The following is a 17,766-nucleotide window of genomic DNA, read 5'->3' as shown; positions in this document are numbered from 1 at the left end:
AGCGATACTTTCTCATCCTCACGTCGCGGATCGAAATCACTCCGAAAGTTTTCGCAGCAGCAGCCTCAGCGCCGTCGCGGCAAACGTCTGCATGTTCGCGAAGCGGTCGTTGCTGGCCGTCTCCAGCGTCATCACTTCGGTCGCGGGGCCGGCGATCGCCATGCAGCTATGGCCGGCGGCGTCGCCGTAGCGATTGCCGGTCGGGCCCGCCGCGCCGGTCTCGGACAGGCCCCAGTCGCAGCCGAAGCGCTTGCGCATCCGTTCGGCGAGCAGTCTTGCGTAAGGCTCGGATGAGGAGCGAAAGCCCTTCATGCCGTCATCCGAAATATCCATCAGCACGCGCCGCGCATCGCGTGTATAGACCACGGCGCCGCCGAGGAAATAGGCCGAGGCGCCAGGCACTGCGAGCAGGCTCGCGGCGATCAAGCCGCCGGCGGAGGATTCCGCCACTGCAATGGTTTCTTTGCGCGCGATCAATTTGGCCGCGGCCTGTTCCGCAATCCCCACGAGCTCTTTCATCTTGCGCCTCACCACCTGGCAACCTAGCTGCGCTGTTCTAGCATATGACAGCGGCGCTGGCCGAGTTGCAGGCGGCTTGCGGGCCTGCTTGAATGGCATCAGCAAGCGGCGCGGCCGAGCACGCGTGAAGAGGAAGCGTCATGACGTCCCTGATCGCCGGCGGCGTGGACTGCGACGTGCACCCGGCGGTGCCGCATCTCACCAGCCTTTTGCCGTATCTGAACGATTACTGGCGCGACCAGGTGACGACGCGCGGCATGGTCGATCTGGTCTCGCAGTCTTATCCGCAGAATTCGCCGATCACGGCCCGCCCCGATTGGCGCCCGGAAACCGGCAAGCCGGGATCCGGCCTTGAGGACATGCAGCGCCATGTGCTCGATCCCTTCGCGCTTAGCCACGCCATCTGCAACCCGCTCTATGGCGTACAGATGGTGTTTTCCGAAGACATGCAAAACGCCTTCTGCCGCGCGCTGAACGACTGGCTGGCGAGGGAATGGCTCGACCGGGAACCGCGGCTGCGCGGCTCGATCGTTATTCCCGTACAAAATGTCGAGAAGTCGGTGGCCGAGATCGAGCGCTGCGCGGCGGACAAGCGCTTCGTGCAGGTGCTGATGCTTGTCATGGGCGACACGCCGCTGGGAAAGCGCGCACTGTGGCCGATCTATGCGGCGGCCGAGCGGTTCGACCTCGCGGTTGGCATCCATGCTGGTTCCGCCTATCACAACCCGCCGACCGCTGTGGGGTGGGGCTCCTATCACATCGAGGACTATGTCGGTCAGGCGCAGGCGTTTCAGACCCAACTCACCAGCCTGATCGTCGAGGGCGTGTTCGCCCGCCATCCGCGGCTGAAGATGGTGATGCTGGAATCCGGTATCACCTGGATCGCGCCCTATCTCTGGCGGCTGCACAAGTTCTGGCGCGGGGTGCGGATGGAGACTCCCTGGGTCGATCGCGCTCCGCTGGAAATTGTGCGCAGCAACATCCGTTTCTCGTTACAACCATTTGACGCACCACCGGAACAGGCGACATTAATTCGCCTGTTTGAGCATATGCAGTCTGACGAATTAGTCCTATTCTCCACGGACTATCCGCACTGGCAATTCGACGGCCAGGACGCGCTGCCCGAAGGTCTCACCCCCGATCTCGTGCGCAAGATCATGATCGACAATCCGCATGCAACCTACCCCCGCCTGACTTAGCCGCTGCCAAAGGAGGCAAGGCGATGAATATCCAGTTCCGCGAAGCGACCGAGTCCGCGTCCGCCGTGACCACCAAAACGGCAATTGCGGACTGCGACATTCACCCGGCGCGCGCGACTCGAACCGAGCTCTATCCCTATCTCGCCAAACGCTGGCAGCATCATCTCGACGTCTACGGCGTGCATGCCTATCAAGGCATGATGGAAGGCCCGCCCTATCCGAAAGCCCAGCCCAACGCTTCGCGCCGCGATGCCTATCCGCCGGAAGGCGGCCCGCAGGGCTCTTCGCTCTCCTTCATGCAAGAGCAGCACCTCGATCCCAACAACGTGCAGTTCGGGGTACTCAATCCGCTCGGCACCGGGCAGGGCATCCGCAATCACGAGCTCTCGGCGGCGCTGTGCTCGGCGATCAACGACTGGCAGATCGACAAATGGACCAGCAAGGACAAGCGGCTGAAGGCCTCGATCGTCGTCGGCAATGAGGATGCGATGACGGCGGCTGCCGAGATCCGCGAGCGCGCAGGCGACAAGAACTTTGTCCAAGTGCTGCTGCTCAGCCGCAATGTCGAGCCGATCGGCCAACGCCGTTACTGGCCGATCTATCAGGCCGCGGAAGAGGCGGGCCTGCCGGTCGGCGTGCACGCCTTTGGCTTCGGCGGCAATCCGATCACGCCCTCGGGCTGGCCGAGCTACTACATCGAGGAGATGGTGGGACATTCGCAGTGCCAACAATCGGCGCTCGCGAGTCTGGTGCTCGAAGGCGTGTTCGAGCGCTTCCCAAAATTGAAGATGGTGATGATTGAAGCCGGCTTCGGCTGGACGCCGTCGCTCGCCTGGCGGCTCGACAAGGTCTGGCAGCGGCTGCGCAGCGAGGTGCCGCATGTGAAGCGGCCGCCGTCCGAATATATCCGCGAGCAGGTGTGGTGGACGACACAGCCGATGGAAGATCCGGAGCGGCGCGAAGACCTGTTCGACGTCATCAAATGGATCGGCTGGGACCGGCTTCTGTTCGCGACTGACTATCCGCATTGGGACTATGACGAGCCGTCCCGCGTGCTGCCGCCCGGCGTCAGCGAAGCGAGCCGCGAGGCGTTTTATCTCGGCAATGCGCGGAAGCTGTACGGGATCAATTGATGGCGCGTCATGTGATTGCGCCGGTTGATGAGTTGCCGCCCGGCACACGAAAATTTTTGGAGATCGACGGCCGGCCGATCGCGGTCTTCAACATCAAGGGCGAATATTTCGGCCTGCTCAATCGCTGCCCGCATCAGGGCGCAGCGCTGTGCGAGGGGCCGCTGATCGGGCTCGCGCAATCCAAGGATCCAGGCGAGATCGAGTACAGCAAGCTGGGGGAGATCATCCGCTGCCCCTGGCACGGATGGGAATTTGACGTGCGCACGGGGCAATCCTACTGCGACCCCCGCCGCTTCCGCGTGAAGGCGTATCCAGCCGGCGTCGAACCGGGCACAAGCGTCGTGAAGGGCCCGTATATCGCCGAGACGATTCCTGTCAGGGTCGAGAGCGACTACGTGGTGGTGGAACTCTAGCACCACCGTCATTTCCGGCGCGCACTCGAAGAGGCGAGCCCGGAATCCATTTCTCCCAGCACTCCTGTGGCATCATGGATTCCGGGCTCGATGCTTCGCATCGCCCCGGAATGACAATGCGGTTAGCGACCGGCAACCGGCTCCGCCACCGGATCATACGTCGCCACCGCCTTGCCGCCGCCGCGATAGACGGTCGTGGCCGCGATGATGCCGAGCGCGGCGGCGAACATCAGCCAGAAGCCGGGCGATGCCTTGTCGCCGGTTTTTTCGATCAGCCAGGTCGAGGCGAACGGCGTGAAGGTGCCGAACAAGGCGGCCGCGAGCGCAAAGGCGAGCGAGAAGCAGGTGGTGCGCACATGCGCCGGCACGATCTCGACGAGCGCACCCAGCATGGTGCCGCTATAGACGCCGAAATAGAACGAGAACATCATCTCGACGGCGAGCAGCTTGCCGAAGGTCGGCGCCGCCACCAGCCAATGCAGCGCCGGATAGGCCGTGAACAGCGACAGGCAGGCGATGGTGAGCAGCACCGGCTTGCGGCCGATGCGGTCGGATAGCGCGCCGCCGACCGGATTCCAGATGAAGTTGGTCACGGCGACGAGCAGCGTGACAAGCAGCGCATCCTGCGTCGACAGCTTCAGCACGTTCTTGCCGAAGGTCGGCGTGTAGACCGTGACGAAATAGAACGTCGTGGTGGTGAGGATCGCGATCATCATGCCGAGGATGACGATGCGCCAGTTGGCGAGGGCCGACGAGAACACCTGGGCAGCGGTCGGATGCTTCTTCATCGCCAGAAACTCCGGCGTCTCCTGGAGCGTTCGCCGCAGGAAGAAGATCAGCGGAATGATCAGGCAGCCGACGAAGAAGGGAATGCGCCAGCCCCAGTCGGCAACCATGTCGGCCGGCATCAGCTCGGAGAGGATGTAGCCGAGGATCGACGCCACGAAGATTGCGACCTGCTGGCTCGAGGACTGGAACGAGGTGTAGAAGCCGCGATTGCCGGGCGTCGAGATCTCCGCAAGGTAGACCGACACACCGCCGAGCTCGACGCCGGCGGAGAAGCCTTGCAGCAGGCGGCCGAGCAGCACGATGATCGGCGCGGCGATGCCGATGGTCGCATAGCTCGGGCAGAACGCGATCACCACCGTGCCGGCGGCCATGATCGCGAGCGTGACGATCAGGCCCTGGCGGCGGCCGATGCGGTCGATGTAGGCCCCAAGCACGATCGCGCCGACGGGGCGCATCAACGCGCCGAGCCAGAACACGCCAAAGGTGTTAAGCAGCGAGGCCGTCTCATTGGTCGAGGGGAAGAACGCCTTGCCGATCGCCGCGGCATAGAAGCCGAACAGGAAGAAATCGAACTGCTCGAGGAAATTGCCCGAGGTCGCGCGCAGGATGGCGCCGATTCGCGACGTGATCTCGGGCGGATTGGTTGAAGTGGCAGGTCCTGCCATGACGCTTACTCCCTGAACATGTGGCCGGACCCGGAACTCGACTTCGCCGCAGGCGACAGATTTCAGGTGCGACAATCTGTCTTACCCCTCTCGCGCAGGGGGGCGGGAGTCAACCGATTTCGCGGACGAAGCTGATGATTTTTCAGGCTTTATTCTGCGCTGCAGCGACCAGCCAGTCGCGGAACGCAACCAGTTTCGGCGCCTCGCGGCGGCCATCCGGCGCGACCAGGTAGAAGCCGGCATCTGCGGGCAGCGCGATGCGGAAGGGGACCACGAGGCGGCCCTTGGCGATGTCGTCCTGCACGTAGGTGGTTCGTCCCATCGCCACCCCCATGCCGTCGATCGCCGCCTGGACCGTCATGAGCGTCATGTCGAAGGTGATGCCAAGCTGTTTGGAAATGCTGGTCGAGAGTCCTGCCGCCGTCAGCCACAGTCGCCAGTCGTCGCCATTGTTGGTGTGCAGCAGCACGTGGTCCTTCAGGTCCTGTGGCGTGCGCAGCGGCTTGTCACCTCTGAGCAGCGACGGGCTGCACACCGGGAACAGCTCGTCCCGCATCAGCCACTCGGCGCGCACGCCCGGCCATTGGCCGCGGCCGTAACGGATCGCGGCATCGACATTGTCGCGCTGGAAATCCACGAGGCTCGTCGATGTCGTGATGCGGACGTCGATGCCGGGATGCTGCTCCTGGAAATTGGTCAGCCGCGGCAACAGCCATTTGGCGGCGAGAGAGGCAATGGTCGAGACGGTCAGCACCTTGTCGTCGTCCTTTCGGAGCAGCCGGTCGGTGGCAAGCCTGAGGTCGTTGAAGGCGGCGCGTACGCCGGGGAGGTAGTCGCGTGCTTCGGGCGTCAGCGAGAGCGCGCGGTTCTGACGGACGAACAGGCGGATGCCGAGCTCCTCCTCGAGCCTGCGGATCTGATGGCTGATCGCAGTCTGCGTCACGTTCAGCTCGGTCGCGGCCAGCGTGAAGCTGAGGTGGCGCGCGGCGGCCTCAAAGGCACGCAAACCGTTCAGGGAGGGCAATCTGGCAGTCATTTGGCAGCAGGATGCATGAGCTTATTTCATGCGAAAGGGTACAAATTGTCGTTTGTCGAAGCGATGATCAAGGCAGATATTGCAGTCTGTAAGTTAGCTCCAGGAGCTGAAAATGTCTACGTTGACCGACAATTCGATGACAAATCATCATGCGCCAGGCCTGCTCTACCAGATCGGCGAAACCCTCCATGTCTGGCACGAGCGCTACCGCACCCGCAAAGAGCTGTCCCAGTGGACCACCCGCGATCTTCAGGACGTCGGCCTCTCCTGGAGTGACATTGCCTTTGAGGCTGAAAAGCCCTTCTGGCGGGCCTGATTGGCCGCCGGGCCGGCGCCGCCTCAGGAGTGGGGCGCCGGCGGTCCCTTTTTGTCGCGGGAGGCTCCCATGAGCACGCTGCGTCTGGATGATCTCAAGCAATATTCGGACACCCTGCGGACCCGCGACGGCGACGTGCTGACTGTGCGCTTCGTCGAGCCGCGCGACACCGACGAAATCCAGCACTATTTCCGCTCGCTGTCGTCCCGCTCCCGCTACAACCGTTTCTTCGGAGCGCTGAGCGAGTTGCCGAAGGCACTCCTGCACGACTTCACCCATGTCGGCGAGCGCGAACGCTTCAGCGTGATCGCGACCATGATGGTCGATGGTTTCGAGACCATCGTCGGCGAAGCGCGCTATGCCTTCCACGCCGAGAGCTCGAGCTTCGAATTCGGCTTGTCGGTCGACGACCGCTGGCAGGGCCACGGCATCGGCACAGCGCTCCTCAAAAATCTCGAATGCCGCGCGGCTGCCTTCGGCGCCGAACACATTTTCGGCGACACGCTTCGCGCCAACGACGTGATGATCTCGCTCGCCCGCAAATCCGGCTTTGCCTTCGTCAATCACCCGGACGACTGGAAGCTGGTTCGCTTCGACAAGGAGATCGCAGTCGAGCCGAACGACATTCCCTGCGCAAGCTGGCGTCTCGCCGCCCTTTCCCGTCAGGCCGAAAGCCCCTCAGCCACAGCCTGACACGACTGAAAGCCCGGTTCTGTCGAACCAGAACCGGGCTGATTTTTTCCCACATCACACGGCCTGATCGCCGGTAAAGTCGGTCGAGGTCGACACCATCAGCCACTCCGCGAGCTCCCTCGCGACAAAGGCGTTCTTTGCCTCGATCCGTTCCACGGTGTCGCTGCCGAGCGGCAAGCGCAGCGGCGCTTTCGCCGCGTCGGCCAGTTCGAGGAACGCCTGCGCCAGCTTGCGCGGATCGCCGCGCTGGCCGTGATTGACGTCGGCGGCGTGCGCGCGCGTCTTGCCGACGGTCTCACTGTAATCGTCGATCTGGAGTGCCGTGCGCGACAGTGAGGTCTCGTCGAGAAAATCGGTGCGGAAGAAGCCCGGCTCGACCACGGTCACTTTGATTCCGAGGGGAGCCACTTCGCCGGCCAGCGCCTCGCTGATCCCTTCGACCGCGAATTTGGTGGCGCCATAGACGCCCCAGCCAGGATAGCCGGTGTAGCCGCCGACCGACGAGATGTTGATGATGTGGCCTGAGCGTTGGTGGCGCATATGCGGCAGCACCGCACGGGTGACGCCGAGCAGGCCGAACACATTCGTGGCGAACAGCTTCTGCGTTTCCGCGGCGCTCGCCTCCTCGATCGCACCGAGCAGGCCGTAGCCAGCATTGTTGACCAGGATGTCGATACGCCCGAAGCGCTTCACCGCCTGGCCCGCGGCCTCATGGGCTTCGGCCTCGCTGGTGACGTCGAGCCGGGTGGCCAGCAGGCGCTCGTGACTGCCGAGCCGCGCGGTGCCGGTCGAGGGATCGCGCGTGGTCGCGACCACGGCATCGCCAGCCTTGAGTGCCGCTTCGGCAATCAACGCGCCAAATCCGCGGGACGCTCCTGTGATGAACCAGACACGCATGGTGTTTGCTCTTTCCATTTGAGGCCCCGACGACGTGCCGAAGCTGATGGACAAACGTGTAGCGCCTCGCCATAGCTGAGATAATCCGCTATATATTCTTCAAGTTAGTGAACAAAATTCATCAATGCGGATCGACCCATCCGACCTCGCGACCTTCCTCGCCATTGCCCGTCACCGCAGCTTTCGGGCGGCGGCGACCGAGCTCGGTGTCACGCCATCGGCGTTGTCCCATGCGCTGCGCAACATCGAGGAACGGCTCGGCCTGCGGCTGGTGAACCGCACCACGCGGAGCGTGGCCTTGACCGAAGCCGGCGAGCGTCTGTTTGCCCGCATCAAGCCGGCGTTTCGCGATATCGACGACGCGCTCGAAGACCTCAACAATTTTCCGCGGCAAGCCGGCCGGCACGCTGCGCTTCACCGCCGCGCGCCAGTCGGCGCAGCTCGTGCTGTTGCCGATCGTGACGCGTTTCCTCAGGGCGTTTCCGGACGTCAGCATCGAGATCATGATCAACGATGCCCTGATCGACATGGTCGCGGCCGGCTTCGATGCCGGCGTGCGCTTTGGCGAGACCATCGCTGCAGACATGATCGCGGTGCCGATCGGCCCGCGTCATCGCTTTGCAGTGATCGGCTCGCCTGCTTTCTTCAAGTCCTACAAGACGCCGGCGACGCCGCACGACCTGAAAGCACTGCCCTGCATCCGCTACCGCTTCACCAGCGGTGCGCTCTATCATTGGGAGTTCGAGCGCGGAGGCATCGAGGTCGATATCGACGTCATGGGACCGCTGACGCTGAACGACCAGGACCTCATGGTCGATGCAGCGCTCGACGGTGCCGGCCTTGCCTATGTGCTCGAAGGGCAGGTGGAAGAGCTGCTCGCGAAGCGCAAGCTGGTCCGCGTGCTTGCCGACTGGTGCCCGGCCTATCCGGGTTTCTTCCTGTACTATCCGAGCCGCCGGCAATTGCCGGCAGCACTACGGGCCTTCGTCGATTTCGCACGGACGCCTGCCGCGTAGCCCGGCCGGAGCGAAGCGCAATCCGGGCTGCGAAATATCGATCGCTGCCGAATGAACGGCGAAGCGCGTTACTTCCCCGTGAACACCGGCTTGCGCTTCTCGATGAAGGCCTGCACCGCTTCCTTGTGATCGGCCGTCGCGGTCAGGCGGATCAGCCGCCCGGCCTCGTGGTCGCGGGCGGTCTCGAAATCGAACAGCAGGGCCTCGTCGAGATTGTCCTTCATGTAACGCAGCGCCAGCCGTGGGCCCGCGGCCAGCGATTTGGCCAGTGCGAACGCCTCCTCCTGCAATTTGTCGTCCGGCACGACGCGATTGACGAGGCCGATCGCCTCGCAGCGTGCCGCGTCCACCTTGTCGCCAGTGAACATCAATTCGCGCGCCCGCGCCGTGCCGACCAGACGCGTGAGCAACCAGCCGATGCCGTAGTCGCCGCTGAGCGCAACGCGGGCATAGCCGGTGGCAACGAACGCCGATTGCGCGGCGATGCGGATGTCACAGGCCATGGCGATTGCGAGCCCCGCGCCGACCGCGGGCCCGGACAGGGCCGCGATTGTCGGCTTGCGCACGGAGACCAGCGCGCCGGTGAGGAGCCGCTGCCGCTCCTGCAAATCGGCGACCCGGTCGTCGAAGGACATTTCGAGCTTGGCCTTGTCGCGATGCGCGCCCATGCCCTTGACGTTGCCGCCGGCGCAGAAGGCGGCGCCGGCACCGGTGATCAGCAGCGCGCCGACACTTTGATCCTCGCCGCAGGTCCGGATCATGGCGCGCAGCGCCGGCGTCAGCGTGTCCGACAGCGAGTTGCGCGCCTCGGGCCGGTTCAGCGTGATCACCGCGACGCGGTCGCGAATGACGCAGAGGAGTTCGTCGGTGCCGGTGTCGATGATGGTTTCGATGGTCATGCTTCCATGCTCCCGTAGGGTAGGCAAAGCGCAGCGTGCCCACCGCTTCTGCATCCCGTGTGATCATGAGAGGTGGGCACGGCGCTGCGCGCCTTTGCCCACCCTACGGCAGTTCACCTCAAAACTTCTCCACCCAGGGGCGCAGCTCCATTTCCCAGGTCCAGGCGCTGCGCGGCTGTTGCAGGACGTTCCAGTAGCTCTGTGCGATCGCATCGGGATCGAGCATCGAATCCGGCCTGTCCGGCGCCTCCGTGCGGGCTGCGCTACCGATGCCGCCGTCAATGACGAAATGTGCGACGTGAATGCCCTGCGGCGCGAGCTCGCGCGCCATGCTCTGCGCGAGCCCGCGTAGCGCGAACTTGCCCATCGCAAATGGCGCCGACTGCGCATAGCCCTTGACGCTCGCCGATGCGCCCGTGAACAGGATCGCGCCGTGCTTGTTGGGCAGCATGCGTTTGGCCGCCTCTTGCGCCACCAGGAAACCGCCGAAGGCGCTGACCGTGATCGACTGCGCGACATCGGCTGCGACGAGCTCGACGAACGGCCCGCGCGTCCGGCCGCTCGCGTTGTAGACCACGACGTCGGGCGTGCCGATCTCGCGCTCGACGAGGCCGAACAGGCGTTCGACCTCCTCCGGCTTGCTTGCGTCACAAATATAGGCCTTAGCGCCTGTCTCGCCGCAGAGTGCGCCGAGCTTTTCGATCTTCCGCGCGGCGAGCGCTACGCGCAGGCCCCGGGCGGACAACAGCCGTGCCAGCGAGGCGCTCAAACCTTCGCCGGCACCGACGATGAGCGCGATGTTGTATTTGGGATGTTCCATGGTGCGATCCTTTGGGGAGCGGGAACAGCGGATCTATGCATGCTTCGCTCGGACGACCAGCCGCGTCCACTGAGGCGGTCGATCACAATTCCGCAGAGCGGTCCGGCCATCGCCACGCTCATGCCTCCCTGACGATTTGCGGCTTTATCGACAGCCTCGCCTGGAGCATGATCGACATCATCCAAAGCAGCAAGCACCAAAGCGGCAGGAAATGCCGCGGGACGGAAACGAAAGAGGTCGACCATGCACAAGCCGGGTACGTCGCAGCAGGAAAGCGTCGCGGCCGAGCAGCCGGGCCTGCTTGCGCCCGACACCACAGGCATGAATTTCTATCGCGCCGATCGGGCGTTGACGGACCTGTTGCGCATCCACTTGCCCGATCCGTTGTTCCGTCACATCGAGCCGCATCTCGATCGTCTCGGCGAGCTCGCCGGCGGCACTCTCGACGAATGTGCGCGGCTCGCCGACCGGCATACGCCGGTGCTGCATCAGCGCGACAAGTTCGGGCGCGACGTGCAGTGGATCGAATATCATCCGGCCTATCGCGAACTCGAGAGAGCTGCGTTCGGCGAGTTCGGCATTCACGCGCTGTCGATCCGCAAGGGCATCATGGGTTGGCCGGACAAATATCCCGTCGTGGCAAAACACGCCTTCACCTTCCTGTTCAACCAGACCGAATTCGGCATGGGCTGCCCGATCAACGTCACCGACGGCTGCGCCAAGCTTCTGGCGAATTTCGGCAGTGAGGCGCTGAAGGCGAAATATCTGGACGGCCTGACCCAGACCGACATGACCAAATTGACGCAAGGCGGCCAGTTCATGACGGAGAAGGAGGGCGGCTCCGATGTCGGCACGTTGACGACGCGCGCCGTGTCGGAGGGCGATCATTGGCGGCTCCACGGCGAAAAATGGTTCTGCTCGAATGCCGACGCTAAAGTCGTGATGCTGCTGGCGCGTCCTGAAGGCGCCGGTCCCGGCACACGTGGTGTCGGCCTGTTCCTGATGCCACGCTTCCTCGATGACGGTTCGCAAAATCACTACCGGATCGTGCGGCTGAAGGACAAGCTCGGCACCCGCTCGATGGCCTCGGGCGAGATCAAGCTCGAAGGCGCGATCGCCTATGCTGTCGGCAAGCTCGAACGCGGCTTCGTGCAGATGGCTGAGATGGTCAACTCCTCGCGGCTCTCGAACGGCGTGAAGTCGACGGCGCTGATGCGCCGCGCCTACCACGATGCGATGACTGTGGCGACCAATCGCGTCGTGTTCGGTAAGCGCATCATCGACCTGCCGCTCGGACGGCGGCAGATGATGAAGATCCTGCTGCCGGTCGAGCAGGCGTTGTCGATGAGCTTTCTGACCGCCGACGCACTCGACCGCGCCGAGGCCGGCAGCCAGGATGCAGCAGCGCTGCTGCGCATCCTCACCCCGACGCTGAAGTTCCGCGCCACGCGCGATGCGCGAAAGGTCTGCGGCGATGCGCTCGAGATGCGCGGCGGCATCGGCTATATCGAGGAGTTCGCCACCGCGCGCCTGTTGCGCGATGCCCATCTCGGCTCGATCTGGGAAGGCACCGGCAACATCGTGGCGATCGACGCCTTGACGCGCGCGATCGGCCGTCATGGCGCAGAAGCCGCACTCGCCGCCGATCTGCATGCCCGGCTGAACGACAGCGCATCCGTGCCGCAGGCCTGGCGCGATCGCCTGCACGGGCTTACCGATCGTGCCGTCGGCTTCGCGCGCGAGGTCGCTGATAGCGCCGACAATGAAGCCGATGCGCGGCGCGCCACCAGCCTGCTCTATCATGTCGCAAGCGCGGTCGCGCTCGCATGGGAATCACATCGCATCCACGAGATGCGCGGCGATGCCCGACGGCTGCTGTTGTCGCGGCTCGTGATCGATCATCGGGTCTCGGCGAGCGATCCGTTCCGGGTCACGGAAAATCCGACGCAACAAGCCATCGTGTCGCTGCTGCTGGGCAAGCGTGCGGCTGCGATGCCCGAGGTTGGCGAGCTGGTTCTGGCGGCGTAGGCTCGTCCCCCACCTCTCCCGATGAGAGAGGTGGGGGCCTGCACCCAACGAACTCAAAAAAACGAGGAAAGACCGATGAAGGCTGCCGTTCTCCATGAGGTCAACAAGCCGCTCGTCATCGAGGATGTCAGCCTGTCGAAGCCGGGCCCGCGCGAGGTTTTGATCCGCACCGCGGTCGCGGGCCTCTGCCACTCCGACCTGCACTTCATGGAAGGGCTCTATCCGCATCCGCTGCCCGCGGTGCTCGGCCATGAATCGGCTGGTGTCGTCGAGCAGGTGGGCTCCGATGTCACCTATGTGAAGCCGGGCGATCACGTCGTCACCTGTCTCTCCGTGTTCTGCGGCACCTGTGACAATTGCACGACGGGACGCACCGTGCTCTGCACCGACACCACGGTCAAGATGCTGCCGGGCGTCTCCGATCGGATGCAGTGGTCGAAGCCGGAGAAGCTGCACCAGTTCCTCAACCTGTCGTCCTTCGCCGAGCAGATGCTGGTGCACGAGAACGCTATCGTCAAAATCCGCAAGGACATGCCGCTCGAGCTTGCCGCGCTGATCGGTTGCGGCGTGATCACCGGCTACGGCGCGGTCGTGAACACCGCAAAAGTCCAGGCGGGCGAGACCGTGGCGGTGATCGGCTGCGGCGGCGTCGGCATGGCCGCGATCAACGGCGCCGAGATTGCGGGTGCCGGCCGCATCATCGCCATCGATACCAACCCGGCAAAACTCCAGCTCGCGACCAAGTTAGGGGCGACCGACATCATCAATCCCACTGAGGGCGACGTTGTGAAGCAGGTGCGCGACCTCACCAATGGCGGAGTGCATCATTCCTTCGAGGTGCTCGGACGCAAGGAGACCGCCGAGCAGGCGTTCGGCATGCTCGCCGCCGGCGGCACCGCGACGATCGTCGGCATGATCCCGTTCGGCCAGAAGATCGAGCTGCATGGCTTCGACTTCCTGCGCGAGCGCAAGATCCAGGGCTCCTCGATGGGCTCGAACCATTTTCGCGTCGACATGCCGCGTTTGGTCGATTTCTATCTGCGCGGCCGCCTGCACCTGGAAGATTGGATCTCCGCCAAGCTGAAACTCTCCGAAATCAACGAAGGCTTCGCCAACATGAAAGCCGGCAAGACGCTGCGCAGCGTGATCATGTTCGATAGCTAGTGCCGACGCGAACTCAGCGTTGCTGCCCCAATTCAGGTGTCATCGCCCGGCTTGACCGGGCGATCCAGTACGCCGCGGCAGTTGTTGCAGGCCTCGCGGCCTCTGGAATACTGGATGCCCCGGTCGAGCCGGGGCATGACAGCGGAGAGTGGTGCGCAGCTTGGCCGAACGCCGCAGCCGCCGTTTGACGGTGATTGCGGTGGGACGCAGGAACGCAGCAAGACCTACGCCGCGCCTATCAATATCCCGACTCCGAGCACGATGGCGCCGCCGAGCACGATCTGGAACACCGCCTGGAGGAACGGCGTATCCATGTAGCGCGCGCGGATGAATGCGATCGCCCACAATTCGAAGAACACGACGACGCAGGCGATCACGGTGGCGATCCAGAACGCGTTGGGCCAGGAGTCCGGGACGAGATAGGGCATGGTGTGGCCTAGCCCGCCGAGCGTCGTCATCAGGCCGCAGGTGACGCCGCGCAACCAGGGTGAGCCGCGGCCGGTGAGCGAGCCGTCGTCCGACAAGGCTTCCGCAAAGCCCATGCTGATGCCGGCGCCGATCGAAGCTGCAAGGCCGACCAGAAACGTCTGCCAGTTCTGATGCGTCGCGAAGGCCGCGGCGAACAGCGGCGCGAGCGTCGAGACCGAGCCGTCCATCAGGCCGGCCAAGCCCGGCTGCACATATTGCAGCAGGAACATGCGGCGGCTGGTGCGATCTTCTTCGGCGCGCACGTCGGGACTGAGGATCTCGCCGGTCAGCCGCGTTGCGGTCTTCTCGTGGGCCTTCTCGGCTTCGGCGAGATCGCCCAGGAGCCGGCGCACGCCGACGTCCTGGGCCTGTTCGGCGGCCTTGATGTAGAATCGTTCGGCCTGCAGCTCCATCGTCTCGACCTCCTTGCGGATGGTGTCGAGGGATAAGTTCTTGGTCAGCCAGATCGGGCGGCGGCGCAGGAAGCCCTTGACGTCCTCGCGGCGGATCGGCGGCAGATGCGGTCCGAAGCGCTGCTCATACATTTCCAGCAGCATATGGCGATGGCCGCGCTCCTCTTCGGCCATCTCCTCGAACAGTTTTGCCGAGTCCGGATAGCGGTCCTTCAGGTCCTCGGCGAAAGCCATGTAGATGCGGCTGTCCTCCTCCTCGGAGGCGATGGCGACCGCGAGCACCTCGCGTTCGGTCAGATCGGCGAAATTCTTCACGACGGGTCCAACAACTTTAGAATGGTTCTAAAGTGTTATAGGGCTCCGAGTTTCCGCGGTCAAACCGTCCCGCTGGCCGTTTGGGCCCGGGCGAGGAACTCGATCAACAGCCGGCTGACCTCGGCGGGCTGCTCCTGCTGCACCCAATGACCGGCGCCATCGACGAGATGGCAGCCGAGCATGTTCGTGCAGGCGCGGGCCTGCATCGCCTCGAACACGCCAGGACGCTGATACGTGCCCCAATCCTGCTTGCCGGAGATGAAGCAGGAGGGCACGTCGATGGTGCGGCCGGAGAACAGTTGCAATTCGTTATTGAAAGCACCCGACGTGCCGCAGCGGTACCATTGCAGCCCGCCCTGGAATCCAATGCGACCATATTCGGCACTATAGTAGGCAAGCTCCTGATCCGGCAGCCACTGGTTGGCGGCGATCTCGGAAGGCGAGGGCATTTCCTTCGCGACCGTCTGCGGCATGGTCTCGCCGAGATCCATCACGTAATAGGTCGGCAGCTTTGCGAGCTCGCCGGCGGACCAGGATTTCAGCGGATAGGGCTTGTTGTCTTTCCAGTCCGCGCTCTTGTGATGATAATAGGCGCGCAGGAAATCGTGTACGCCCTGCGGCGCGAGATGCATGTCGGCATTCGCTTCACGTGTCGAATAGTACCACTGGTAGTGCTTGCGCGGTCGCGGCAGCGCGGCGAGCTCGCGATGCACGGGATCATCGCTCGGCGCCGCCGCCGGCTTGTCGATCGTGTTGAACGGCACGGGCGGCGGTCCGCCGAACGGCGCGCTCATCATCACCACCGAGCGGAACACGTCAGGCCGCACCAGCGCGCACCAGGATGCAACCGGGCTGCCGAAATCATGCCCGATCACGTCGACGTGCCGATAGCCGAACGCCGACACCAGCCCGAGTGCGTCGCGCACGAGGTTGAAGAGCCGGAAGGGCGCGAGATCGCCGTCGTAGTCTGCCTGCCATCCGGTGGTGCGCCCATAGCCGCGCTGGTCCGGGGCGATCACGTGATAGCCGGCAGCGGCGAGCGCCGGCATGACCTTGCGCCAGGAGAAGGCGAGCTCCGGAAAGCCGTGCAGCAGCAGCACGCAGGGCCGCCCCCGCGTCTCGAAGCCGGCTTCGAGCACGTGCATGCGCAGGCCGTTGATACCATCGACGTAACGCGAGCGGATGCCGGAGGGCAGGGGGATGTCGGGGAGATCGGTCATGGCATTTCCTCGTCGTGTCGCGGACGCAGCGAGCTTTCTCGTGCCCCGGACGCAGCGCGGCATGCAATGACGCGCTGCGTCCGGGGCCCAGCTTTTCGACACTATACAGAAAATCGCCATGGGTCCCGGCTCTGCGCCGCACCGCTTGCGCGGTGCGGCGCGTCCGGGACACGAGGCTCACTTAGATCTTCACCGCCGCCTTCGGCCAATACCGGTCGCGCAAATGGCGCTTGACCAGCTTGCCGGTGGGCGTGCGTGGCAGCTCGGCCTCGAAATCGATCGAGCGCGGGCACTTGAGGGCGGAGAGGCGGCTTTTGCAGTAGGCGATCAGGTCGGCTTCGAGTTCCTTGCCGGCGCGGCCCATGTCGTGCGGCTGCACCACCGCCTTCACCTCCTCGCCCATCTCCTCGTTCGGCACGCCGAACACGGCGACGTCGGCAACCTCGGGGTGGCTGATCAGCACGTCCTCGGTCTCCTGCGGGTAGATGTTCACGCCGCCCGAGATGATCATGTAGGACTTGCGGTCGGTGAGATAGAGGAAGCCGTCCTTGTCGAGATAACCGACGTCGCCGAGCGTCGACCAGCCCTTGGCGTTATAGGCCTTTTTCGTCTTGTCGGGATCGTTGTGATAGGTGAAGGCCGGCGCGTCGGCGAAATAGACCGTGCCGATCTCGCCGGTCGGTTGCTCCTCGTCGTTCTCGTCCAAAATCTTGATCTTGCCGACCACCGCGCGGCCCACGCTGCCGCGATGTTCGAGCCATTGCGCGGAGTTGCAGACGGTGACGCCGTTGCCTTCCGAGCCCGCATAATACTCGATCAGGATCGGCCCCCACCATTCGATCATTTTCGCTTTCACGTCGACCGGGCAGGGCGCGGCAGCATGGATCGCGCCCTTGAGGGTGGAGACATTGTACTTCGCGCGGGTCTCGTCCGGCAGCTTCAGCATGCGCACGAACATGGTCGGGACGAGCTGCGACTGCGTCACCTTGTACTTCTCGACCAGCTTCAAGAACTCCTCGGCGTCGAAATGCTCCATGATGATCGAGGTGCCGCCGAGCACGATCGCCATCATGTTGAAGCGCAAGGGAGCTGCGTGATAGAGCGGGGCGGGTGACAGATAGATGGTCCCGGCGTTCATGCCGCACATGTCGGCGCAGAGCACGCGCAGAAATGCGTTCGGCTCGTCGATGGGCTTGCCCTCGAAGGCCTTCTTGATGCCCTTGGGGCGGCCCGTGGTGCCCGACGAATACAGCATGTCATAGCCGGCGACCTCGTCCGCGATCGGCGTAACCGGCTGGGCCGCGGCTTCCTTGTCGTAGGAGCGGAAGCCGGGCAGCGGCTCGTCCATCATGTAGAAGATGGGCTCGCCTGTTGCGCCCTTGATCAACCCCTTGATCTGGTCGGCGCATGTCGGCGTGGTGATGACGATCTTGGCGCCGCAATCGCCGATGATGTAGTCGATCTCGTCCTGCTTCAGGTAGCGGCTGATCGCGGTGTAATAGAGCCCGCTGCGCTGCGCGGCCCAGCAGATCTCCAAGAATGCAAGACGGTTCTCCATCAACAGCGCGATGTGATCGCCGGCCTTCAGTCCGAGCGAGCGGAACAGGTTTGCACCCTGGTTCGAGAGCTCGTCGAGCTCGCGATAAGTGATCGCCTTGCCGGTTCCGGCCATCTGGTAGGCGATCTTGTCGGGTGTGGTGCGGGCGTAGACGGAGGGGTGGGTCATTGACGCAGATCCCAAGGCAAACGAGATGTCGTCCCCG

Annotated in this window: 16 protein-coding genes and 1 pseudogene; 8 read left to right on the top strand and 9 right to left on the bottom strand. The window is 64.0% G+C overall.

Features of this window, described 5'->3' with window-relative positions; all coding sequences use genetic code 11:
• Positions 1-36: 36 nt before the first annotated feature.
• The gene (locus tag NLN62_RS14330) at positions 37-519 is read right to left on the bottom strand and encodes a CinA family protein (protein ID WP_254109202.1); all 483 of its coding nucleotides are present in this window, start codon (positions 517-519) and stop codon (positions 37-39) included.
• Between the two features lie 140 nt (positions 520-659).
• Here NLN62_RS14330 and NLN62_RS14325 point away from each other — a divergent pair, with 140 nt between their 5' ends.
• The 3 genes from NLN62_RS14325 to NLN62_RS14315 are packed head-to-tail and all read left to right on the top strand — an operon-like array spanning position 660 to position 3,264.
• Positions 660-1,718, top strand: coding sequence for an amidohydrolase family protein (locus NLN62_RS14325; RefSeq protein ID WP_027521365.1), 1,059 nt, complete (start codon positions 660-662; stop codon positions 1,716-1,718).
• Positions 1,719-1,741: 23 nt separating this feature from the next.
• Positions 1,742-2,851, top strand: coding sequence for an amidohydrolase family protein (locus NLN62_RS14320; protein ID WP_027521364.1), 1,110 nt, complete (start codon positions 1,742-1,744; stop codon positions 2,849-2,851).
• Positions 2,851-3,264 carry a Rieske (2Fe-2S) protein gene (locus NLN62_RS14315; RefSeq protein ID WP_027521363.1) on the top strand — a complete coding sequence of 138 codons (414 nt, stop codon included), beginning with the start codon at positions 2,851-2,853 and terminating at the stop codon, positions 3,262-3,264. The genes NLN62_RS14320 and NLN62_RS14315 overlap by 1 nt, the downstream gene beginning before the upstream one ends.
• 122 nt (positions 3,265-3,386) lie before the next feature.
• Here the strand turns inward: NLN62_RS14315 and NLN62_RS14310 are convergent, their stop codons facing one another.
• Both NLN62_RS14310 and NLN62_RS14305 read right to left on the bottom strand, forming a co-directional pair.
• Positions 3,387-4,718 (bottom strand): MFS transporter, encoded by a 1,332-nt coding sequence (locus tag NLN62_RS14310; RefSeq protein WP_027521362.1) that lies wholly within the window; start codon positions 4,716-4,718, stop codon positions 3,387-3,389.
• A gap of 142 nt (positions 4,719-4,860) precedes the next feature.
• Positions 4,861-5,754 (bottom strand): transcriptional regulator GcvA, encoded by an 894-nt coding sequence (locus tag NLN62_RS14305; RefSeq protein ID WP_027521361.1) that lies wholly within the window; start codon positions 5,752-5,754, stop codon positions 4,861-4,863.
• A 112-nt stretch (positions 5,755-5,866) separates the two neighbouring features.
• On the opposite strand from NLN62_RS14305, the gene NLN62_RS14300 reads away from it, so the two are divergent.
• Positions 5,867-6,070 carry a DUF1127 domain-containing protein gene (locus tag NLN62_RS14300; RefSeq protein WP_027521360.1) on the top strand — a complete coding sequence of 68 codons (204 nt, stop codon included), beginning with the start codon at positions 5,867-5,869 and terminating at the stop codon, positions 6,068-6,070.
• A 69-nt stretch (positions 6,071-6,139) separates the two neighbouring features.
• Entirely contained in the window at positions 6,140-6,763 is a 624-nt protein-coding gene (locus NLN62_RS14295; RefSeq protein ID WP_254109201.1) for a GNAT family N-acetyltransferase, read from the top strand.
• Between the two features lie 54 nt (positions 6,764-6,817).
• Here NLN62_RS14295 and NLN62_RS14290 read toward each other — a convergent pair whose 3' ends face one another.
• Complete coding sequence (locus NLN62_RS14290) at positions 6,818-7,660, bottom strand: oxidoreductase (RefSeq protein ID WP_254109200.1); 843 nt, start codon at positions 7,658-7,660, stop codon at positions 6,818-6,820.
• Positions 7,661-7,784: 124 nt separating this feature from the next.
• Between NLN62_RS14290 and NLN62_RS14285 the strand changes: the two are divergent.
• A pseudogene (locus NLN62_RS14285) lies at positions 7,785-8,676 on the top strand (LysR family transcriptional regulator).
• Between the two features lie 68 nt (positions 8,677-8,744).
• Here the strand turns inward: NLN62_RS14285 and NLN62_RS14280 are convergent.
• A complete protein-coding gene (locus tag NLN62_RS14280; RefSeq protein WP_254109199.1) occupies positions 8,745-9,575 on the bottom strand; it encodes an enoyl-CoA hydratase in 831 nt (276 codons plus the stop codon).
• Between the two features lie 118 nt (positions 9,576-9,693).
• Positions 9,694-10,395, bottom strand: a complete 702-nt coding sequence (locus NLN62_RS14275) for an SDR family NAD(P)-dependent oxidoreductase (protein ID WP_254109198.1) — start codon at positions 10,393-10,395, stop codon at positions 9,694-9,696.
• A 243-nt stretch (positions 10,396-10,638) separates the two neighbouring features.
• Here NLN62_RS14275 and NLN62_RS14270 point away from each other — a divergent pair, with 243 nt between their 5' ends.
• Together NLN62_RS14270 and NLN62_RS14265 are read left to right on the top strand one after the other, a co-directional pair.
• Entirely contained in the window at positions 10,639-12,423 is a 1,785-nt protein-coding gene (locus NLN62_RS14270; protein WP_254109197.1) for an acyl-CoA dehydrogenase family protein, read from the top strand.
• A gap of 75 nt (positions 12,424-12,498) precedes the next feature.
• The gene (locus NLN62_RS14265; RefSeq protein ID WP_254109196.1) at positions 12,499-13,587 is read left to right on the top strand and encodes a Zn-dependent alcohol dehydrogenase; all 1,089 of its coding nucleotides are present in this window, start codon (positions 12,499-12,501) and stop codon (positions 13,585-13,587) included.
• A 224-nt stretch (positions 13,588-13,811) separates the two neighbouring features.
• Here the strand turns inward: NLN62_RS14265 and mbfA are convergent, their stop codons facing one another.
• From mbfA to NLN62_RS14250, 3 genes are all read right to left on the bottom strand, one after another.
• On the bottom strand, positions 13,812-14,783 hold the full coding sequence (gene mbfA, locus NLN62_RS14260; protein WP_254109195.1) for an iron exporter MbfA: 972 nt from the start codon (positions 14,781-14,783) through the stop codon (positions 13,812-13,814).
• A gap of 59 nt (positions 14,784-14,842) precedes the next feature.
• Positions 14,843-16,003: an alpha/beta fold hydrolase gene (locus tag NLN62_RS14255; protein ID WP_305881673.1), complete on the bottom strand. Its 1,161-nt coding sequence runs from the start codon at positions 16,001-16,003 to the stop codon at positions 14,843-14,845.
• A gap of 181 nt (positions 16,004-16,184) precedes the next feature.
• The gene (locus tag NLN62_RS14250) at positions 16,185-17,729 is read right to left on the bottom strand and encodes an acyl-CoA synthetase (protein WP_254109194.1); all 1,545 of its coding nucleotides are present in this window, start codon (positions 17,727-17,729) and stop codon (positions 16,185-16,187) included.
• Between the last annotated feature and the right edge of the window lie 37 nt (positions 17,730-17,766).

This window comes from Bradyrhizobium sp. CCGUVB23 (genome assembly GCF_024199885.1).
Lineage (GTDB): Bacteria > Pseudomonadota > Alphaproteobacteria > Rhizobiales > Xanthobacteraceae > Bradyrhizobium.
The sequence above is the reverse complement of the archived record's forward strand: the minus strand, read 5'-3'. Positions and strand labels throughout refer to the sequence as shown.

What these genes read in the sequence shown, in the direction of transcription:
- NLN62_RS14330 (WP_254109202.1), bottom strand. Translation starts at nt 519, where the DNA reads ATGAAAGAGCTCGTGGGGATTGCGGAACAGGCCGCGGCCAAATTGATC.
- NLN62_RS14325 (WP_027521365.1), top strand. Translation starts at nt 660, where the DNA reads ATGACGTCCCTGATCGCCGGCGGCGTGGACTGCGACGTGCACCCGGCG.
- NLN62_RS14320 (WP_027521364.1), top strand. Translation starts at nt 1,742, where the DNA reads ATGAATATCCAGTTCCGCGAAGCGACCGAGTCCGCGTCCGCCGTGACC.
- NLN62_RS14315 (WP_027521363.1), top strand. Translation starts at nt 2,851, where the DNA reads ATGGCGCGTCATGTGATTGCGCCGGTTGATGAGTTGCCGCCCGGCACA.
- NLN62_RS14310 (WP_027521362.1), bottom strand. Translation starts at nt 4,718, where the DNA reads ATGGCAGGACCTGCCACTTCAACCAATCCGCCCGAGATCACGTCGCGA.
- NLN62_RS14305 (WP_027521361.1), bottom strand. Translation starts at nt 5,754, where the DNA reads ATGACTGCCAGATTGCCCTCCCTGAACGGTTTGCGTGCCTTTGAGGCC.
- NLN62_RS14300 (WP_027521360.1), top strand. Translation starts at nt 5,867, where the DNA reads ATGTCTACGTTGACCGACAATTCGATGACAAATCATCATGCGCCAGGC.
- NLN62_RS14295 (WP_254109201.1), top strand. Translation starts at nt 6,140, where the DNA reads ATGAGCACGCTGCGTCTGGATGATCTCAAGCAATATTCGGACACCCTG.
- NLN62_RS14290 (WP_254109200.1), bottom strand. Translation starts at nt 7,660, where the DNA reads ATGCGTGTCTGGTTCATCACAGGAGCGTCCCGCGGATTTGGCGCGTTG.
- NLN62_RS14280 (WP_254109199.1), bottom strand. Translation starts at nt 9,575, where the DNA reads ATGACCATCGAAACCATCATCGACACCGGCACCGACGAACTCCTCTGC.
- NLN62_RS14275 (WP_254109198.1), bottom strand. Translation starts at nt 10,395, where the DNA reads ATGGAACATCCCAAATACAACATCGCGCTCATCGTCGGTGCCGGCGAA.
- NLN62_RS14270 (WP_254109197.1), top strand. Translation starts at nt 10,639, where the DNA reads ATGCACAAGCCGGGTACGTCGCAGCAGGAAAGCGTCGCGGCCGAGCAG.
- NLN62_RS14265 (WP_254109196.1), top strand. Translation starts at nt 12,499, where the DNA reads ATGAAGGCTGCCGTTCTCCATGAGGTCAACAAGCCGCTCGTCATCGAG.
- NLN62_RS14255 (WP_305881673.1), bottom strand. Translation starts at nt 16,003, where the DNA reads ATGACCGATCTCCCCGACATCCCCCTGCCCTCCGGCATCCGCTCGCGT.
- NLN62_RS14250 (WP_254109194.1), bottom strand. Translation starts at nt 17,729, where the DNA reads ATGACCCACCCCTCCGTCTACGCCCGCACCACACCCGACAAGATCGCC.